The sequence below is a fragment of the Nodosilinea sp. LEGE 07298 genome, assembly GCF_015207265.1.
In the GTDB taxonomy this organism is placed as follows: domain Bacteria; phylum Cyanobacteriota; class Cyanobacteriia; order Phormidesmidales; family Phormidesmidaceae; genus Nodosilinea.
In genome coordinates this window covers 1-5689 of the sequence record NZ_JADEXE010000365.1, presented here as the reverse complement: position 1 = coordinate 5689, position 5689 = coordinate 1, and the positions used below count along the sequence as shown (strand labels likewise).

At 56.6% G+C, this 5689-nt stretch carries 8 protein-coding genes; 3 read left to right on the top strand and 5 right to left on the bottom strand.

Annotated features, from left to right (window positions below; translation table 11 throughout):
• Positions 1 to 250: EamA family transporter (locus IQ273_RS29395; RefSeq protein ID WP_194026657.1), on the top strand; the 250-nt coding region annotated here is incomplete at its 5' end.
• 53 nt (positions 251 to 303) lie between these two features.
• On the opposite strand, the gene IQ273_RS36135 is transcribed toward IQ273_RS29395, so the two are convergent.
• The 5 genes from IQ273_RS36135 to rsmA form a co-directional block, all read right to left on the bottom strand.
• The gene (locus tag IQ273_RS36135) at positions 304 to 426 is read right to left on the bottom strand and encodes a hypothetical protein (RefSeq protein WP_397198960.1); all 123 of its coding nucleotides are present in this window, start codon (positions 424 to 426) and stop codon (positions 304 to 306) included.
• A 285-nt stretch (positions 427 to 711) separates the two neighbouring features.
• Entirely contained in the window at positions 712 to 1401 is a 690-nt protein-coding gene (gene nth, locus IQ273_RS29390; RefSeq protein WP_194026656.1) for an endonuclease III, read from the bottom strand.
• 76 nt (positions 1402 to 1477) lie between these two features.
• Positions 1478 to 2569: an RIP metalloprotease RseP gene (rseP, locus tag IQ273_RS29385; protein WP_194026655.1), complete on the bottom strand. Its 1092-nt coding sequence runs from the start codon at positions 2567 to 2569 to the stop codon at positions 1478 to 1480.
• Positions 2570 to 2670: 101 nt separating this feature from the next.
• Entirely contained in the window at positions 2671 to 3615 is a 945-nt protein-coding gene (gene ispE / locus IQ273_RS29380) for a 4-(cytidine 5'-diphospho)-2-C-methyl-D-erythritol kinase (protein ID WP_194026654.1), read from the bottom strand.
• A 117-nt stretch (positions 3616 to 3732) separates the two neighbouring features.
• Positions 3733 to 4572: a 16S rRNA (adenine(1518)-N(6)/adenine(1519)-N(6))-dimethyltransferase RsmA gene (gene rsmA, locus IQ273_RS29375; protein ID WP_194026653.1), complete on the bottom strand. Its 840-nt coding sequence runs from the start codon at positions 4570 to 4572 to the stop codon at positions 3733 to 3735.
• Positions 4573 to 4645: 73 nt separating this feature from the next.
• Here rsmA and IQ273_RS29370 point away from each other — a divergent pair, with 73 nt between their 5' ends.
• Together IQ273_RS29370 and IQ273_RS29365 are read left to right on the top strand one after the other, a co-directional pair.
• Entirely contained in the window at positions 4646 to 5302 is a 657-nt protein-coding gene (locus IQ273_RS29370; RefSeq protein WP_194026652.1) for a LysE family transporter, read from the top strand.
• Positions 5303 to 5442: 140 nt separating this feature from the next.
• A partial coding sequence (locus tag IQ273_RS29365) for a cold shock domain-containing protein (RefSeq protein WP_194026651.1) occupies positions 5443 to 5689 on the top strand: 247 nt, incomplete at its 3' end.

The following is a 5689-nucleotide window of genomic DNA, read 5'->3' as shown; positions in this document are numbered from 1 at the left end:
GCTATGGCCAGCGCTATGGGTGGGGGGGCTGCGGTCTGCGATCGCCACCCTGACCGGCCATGTGCTCAACAACCTGGGCATTCGCGTGGTGGGGGCCACAGCAGCCTCTATGCTGGGCGCGGCTAATCCTGCCCTGACGGCGGTGCTGGCCTGGGGCGTGCTGCAAGAGCAGCTCTCCCTGGTGCAGGGACTGGGGGTGCTACTGGTCACCGTTAGCGTAGGTCTACTCAGTCTGACCAAGCCTTCGTAACCAGCGGGCTCTAATCTAAGGTCGCGATCGCCTCGGCACTATGCCCCTACCACCTACAGGGAATCTAGGTTTTCAGGAAATTTGTCGCTAAAAAGCTGCTCTAGGGAAAAAGGGCATTGCCCCGGCAAAGCTTTAGGATCGAGGGGCGTTTCTCGCCCAACCAGTAGCAGACCCAGTTGATAAGCCTTATATCAAGTCCGGCCAATTAGCCTAGGAATTATAAGCCGCTAACCCTTGTCTATTCTGAGTTCATAGTGAGGTCGATTAAGCGGACTTGGATATTAGCTACAGCTTCAACTAAATTCACCACATCTAGATACTCAGTCTTGCCCTGGCGCAGCAAGTTGGCCTGCGCCCGAGTCCAGGCCTAAAAATCGGTTTTGTAGATGTCAGGCATCATTCAACCTTCTTTGACGGAGGTGTTTCTAGAACCGTTCTGCCGCACTTGCTTTGGTAGATTCTTAAGCCTGAACCGCCTCTTCTACAGGGTCAACAACTGGCACCACCTTTGACGAAGGGCAGAGGTCTGCCAGGTCACACATACCGCATTTAGGGTTACGGGCATTGCATATGGCCCGCCCGTGGTATACCAGACGAATTGACCAGTTTTCCCAGTCGGGCTGGGGCAGCAGCTTCATTAGGTCGCGCTCGATTTTGACTGGGTCGGCATATTGGGTCAACCCCAGCAAGTTGGTAATGCGCTTAACGTGAGTGTCGACCGTGACCCCGCCGTTGATACCAAAGCCGTGGGCCAGCACCACATTGGCGGTTTTGCGCGCCACGCCGGGCAGCGTAACCAGGTCTTCCATGCGGGAGGGAACTGCGCCGTTGAACTCCGTAATGATTTTCTGGCAGGCGGCGCGAATGTTCTTGGCTTTGTTGCGGTAAAACCCGGTAGATTTGACCAGGCGCTCCAGGTCTTCCAGGTCGGCCTCGGCAAAAGCGTAGACATCGGGGTAGGCGGCAAACAGGGCCGGGGTCACCAGGTTCACCCGCTCATCGGTGCACTGGGCCGCCAGCATGGTGGCGATCATGAGCTGCAAAGGGTTTTTAAAGTCGAGGGAGCAGGGGGCTTCGGGGTAGAGCCGCTTGAGACGAAGCAAGATCTCAAGCGCTCGCTGTTTTTTAGAAGCTCGCCGCTGGTTGGGCATGGGATGGTTGAGGGGATGGAGAAATGGGTGTTGGCGTACCCTTCGACTCCGCTCAGGGTACGCCCAGATTAGATAATTACCGGAGGTTTTGGAAGATTTCGAGCTGGGTGGTGTCGCGCACGATCAGAAAGACGCCGAGGCCTAGTAGCAGCACGAGGCCAGTCTGCATCACGTTTTCTTGAATGCGATCGGGTAGGGGCTTGCCGCCGCGCAGAGCTTCAATCAACAAAAAGGCTAGCTGACCACCATCTAGGGCAGGCAGGGGCAGAATATTGATAATCGCCAGGTTGATGCTGATGATGGCGGTAAAGGGAAACAGCATCGCTGCGCTCGATTTGGCTAGGCCTGCGCCCTGTTCAACAATTTTGACCGGCCCAGCTACCTGCCCCGCCATCTCGCCAAAGTTAGTAATCAGCATGACGAAGCCCTTTACCGTACGCACCAGGGTGTCTTGAAACTGCTGAGCGGCTAGGGTAAAAACTTCGATCGGGTTTTTGGGGCGGCGGTAGCCAAAGTCACCGTTAGGCTGTAGCTGTACGCCAATCACAGGCGAACCATCGCTGCCAATTTCGGGCGTTACTGAGACATCTAGCTCACGGCCACCGCGCTGCACGGTGAGGTCTACAGGCTGATTGGCGCTTTCTTTAATAAGCTGAATAAAGGTGGGAATACTCTCTTCGCCTACGCCCAAGGGCTCACCGTTGGCGGCTATCAGCACGTCGCCGGGGCGAATACCCGCCTGGCCTGCCGGAGAACTTTCAGAGATCACCTGGGGTACTAGAATGCCGGGCTGAGGATTAAAGGTTTCGGGAATGCCAACGGCGGTGAACTGGGTGACAAACACCAGGTAGGCGAACACCAGGTTGGCGATTACCCCGGCACTGATCACGATCGCGCGATCGAGAATGGGGCGATTCTTGAGCAGATCAGGATCGTTGGTGGGGATTTCACTTTCGGGATCGTCGTCGGGAAAGCCCACGAAACCGCCCAGGGGAATGGCCCGCAGGGAATATTCGGTCTCGGATCCCTGGTACTTCCACAGAATGGGGCCAAAGCCAATAGCAAAGCGATTGACGTGAATGCCCTGTAGTCGAGCAGCCGTAAAGTGCCCTGCCTCGTGGACAGCTACCAGTAGGGCAATGACCGCGATCGCAGCTAAAACCGACATAGACAAACCCGATAGGTTAAGAACAATTTACTCATTCTAGCGTTGCTTCTCGCCCTGCACGGGTGGGTATCCTCACCACCGCCCTATTCTCAGCCCTTTGACTAGCCGCCCAGCTGCACGCCACTCGACACAAACCGCGCCGTCCACACGCCTAAATCGGGGTCGGGCAGCGCCGCCCGCAGCCTGGCGGCCAAAGATTCGGCCTCGGCTTCCGATTCGGCCAGGGTAAACACCGAGGGGCCAGACCCCGACATCAGCGTGCCCAGCCCGCCCAGGCTGGCCATGGTTTCTTTCAACGCAGCGGTTTTGGGGTGAGCGGGCAGCACAATTTTCTCAAAGTCGTTGCAGAGGTGCTGGCTGAGGGCCTTGGCATTGCGCTGGGCCACCGCCCGCACCATCTCGCCCGATCGCACCTGAGACTGTCGCTGCTGCCAGCTCTGAGTATCGGTTAAATAGCTATTGCCGTACTCGGCCCGGTAGGTCTTGTAGGCCCAGGGAGTAGAGACAAACTCTGATTCGTACTTGGCCAGTACCAGGTGCAGGTTGTCGATGCCGGATAGGGCATCGAGCCTGTCGCCCCGGCCAGTGGCGATCGCGGTGCCCCCCGACACGCAAAACGGAATGTCTGACCCCAGCTCGGCCCCTAGCTCTTGCAGCTCGGTTTGGCTAAGCCCGAGGTTCCACAGCAGATCTAGCCCCACCAGCACGGCGGCAGCATTGGATGACCCCCCAGCCAGCCCCGCCCCCACTGGAATTTGCTTTTCAATGGTGATTTCGACGCCGCCCAGCTTGGCCATTACCCCAGGGCAGCGATCGTTCACCAGCGCTGTCGCTTTGTAGGCCAGGTTGGTGTCATCTGCGGGCACCAGCGGGTGGTTGCAGCGCACCCGAATCTCATCGACGCCAATGCTGCGCACGGTAATGCGATCGCACAAACTCACGCTCTGCATCACCATAATCAGCTCGTGGAAGCCGTCGGGACGGCTGCCCACAATTTCAAGATAGAGGTTGATTTTGGCGGCGGCCAGCAGGGAGTAGAGACGCATCGAGCGATCCTTGGTGAAGTGGCAAGTATCCGTAGGGCAGGCAACCCGCCTGCTTGGTTCCCGTAGGTTCTACAGTCGTAGGGTGGGCAATGCCCACCAGCCTTAAATCAGCGCTCTTTAACGTGATGATGACGACTGCTTCAGGATTGTATTACTCAGCGCTACCCACTGCTCAACGCTGAGGTCTTCAGCGCGAGCGGTAGGTTCAATGCCGAGGGATGTCATCATTGCCTCCAGCTCGTCGCGATCAATCACGCCCTTGAGGTTGTTGCGCAGCATCTTTCGCTTGCTGCCAAAGCCCAGCTTTACTAGGCGATCGAACCCAGCCAGGTCGTTGGAGGGGGTAGTGGGCGATCGCGGTGTAATCTTGACCACCGCTGAATCGACCTGGGGCGGCGGCTGAAAGGCCCGAGCCGGTACCGGGCAAACTAGCTCGCAATCGGCCAAATACTGCACCCGCACCGACAGCGCCCCAAAGGCTTTTCGACCAGGGCGAGCGTACAAACGCTCGGCCACTTCTTTCTGCACCAGCAGCACGATCGCATCGTAGGGCTCTGGGTTTGGCGCAGCCAGGGTGCCCAGCAGCTTCTCTAAAATTGGCCCGGTGATGTAGTAGGGAATATTGGCCACCACTTTATTGGGTAGGCCAAAGTCAAAGTGTTTGTCCCGCGAGGCGGCAGCAATGTCTAGCTCTAGAATATCGCTGGGCACCAGGCGAAAGTTGTCGTGCTTGGCGAACAGGTTGTTGAGCTTGCGGATCAGATCGCGATCGATCTCGACTGCAATCACCGCGTTGGCTAAAGGCAGCAGCCAACGGGTCAGCACCCCGGTACCGGGGCCAATCTCCAGCACCGTATCTTGTCGGGTGATGTCGGCGGCCTCCAGCATGCGGTGGAGCACCCTCTCATCGGTGAGCCAGTGCTGGCCAAAGCGCTTGCGAGTCGGTTGGGAGAACATTATCTGATTAGCAACCCGTGGTAGGCTCTCGCCCAAGATGTCATACCTAAAGTGTCATACAAGGAGAGAGAGAATGGCGTTCTTCTCGGCTTGGTTAACCGTCTTTGCTGTCAGTTTAGTAGCAGTTGTCACTCCCGGCCCTGATTTCGCTCTGACGTTACGAAATAGCTTGGCGTACTCTCGGCGGGCAGGACTTTATACAGCAGTTGGGGTTGGGGCTGGCAACCTCGTCCACGCCACCTATTCACTAGTTGGCATCGGCGCTGTGGTTTCGCAATCTATTCTGCTATTCAATGTCTTGAAATGGGTTGGCGCTGCCTATCTCATCTATATCGGCATTAAATCCTTGAAGGCTAGAAGACTAGCGATTCCCCTTCAGGGACACTGCATGAACGCACCAGAACATGCAGAACAGCAGCGTGATATCGGGCGCATGGCAGCGTTTCGCATTGGTTTCTTCGGGAATTTGCTTAATCCCAAAGCGACACTCTTCTTCCTGGCATTATTTACCCAAGTTGTGCAGCCCTCAACGCCGTTGTTATCGCAAGCTATTTATGGTGCGACCGTTGCCGTGGTGGCGCTGGTCTGGTTCGCGGTGGTAGCAGTCATGATTTCTCAGCGAATTTTCAAACGGTATATTTTGGCTATTTCTCACTGGCTGGAGCGTTTGACTGGGGTAGCACTGATCGCGCTGGGATTACGATTGGCCGTGGCAGAGGCCAGTGAGTAGCTCACATCAGTCTTGCGCGACAGCGAGGTTAGACGAAAGCCGTGAGCCGTGAGCTGAGCACTAAAGTCAACCTATATGGTGCTGTCAGGGAGACGGCTCACTTGGGGAACCCTACAAAGTGGTTATCCCGAGGCTAGTGAATGACACCTGTTCCCAACAGAGGGCAACTGAAAACTTGGAAGGATGACAGAGGCTTCGGCTTTATTAAACCGGAAGATGGTGGCAAGGACGTTTTCTTACACATCAGCGCGCTGCCGGGAGACTGTCGCCGTCCGCAGCTCGGAGATACGATCCTATACGAGAAAGTGACTCAACCTGACGGGAAGGTACGTGCTGCCAAAGCCTCTATTCAAGGCATTGTGCCCAGCCCACCTCAAGCCACTACAC

What these genes read in the sequence shown, in the direction of transcription:
- nth (WP_194026656.1), bottom strand. Translation starts at nt 1,401, where the DNA reads ATGCCCAACCAGCGGCGAGCTTCTAAAAAACAGCGAGCGCTTGAGATC.
- rseP (WP_194026655.1), bottom strand. Translation starts at nt 2,569, where the DNA reads ATGTCGGTTTTAGCTGCGATCGCGGTCATTGCCCTACTGGTAGCTGTC.
- ispE (WP_194026654.1), bottom strand. Translation starts at nt 3,615, where the DNA reads ATGCGTCTCTACTCCCTGCTGGCCGCCGCCAAAATCAACCTCTATCTT.
- rsmA (WP_194026653.1), bottom strand. Translation starts at nt 4,572, where the DNA reads ATGTTCTCCCAACCGACTCGCAAGCGCTTTGGCCAGCACTGGCTCACC.
- IQ273_RS29370 (WP_194026652.1), top strand. Translation starts at nt 4,646, where the DNA reads ATGGCGTTCTTCTCGGCTTGGTTAACCGTCTTTGCTGTCAGTTTAGTA.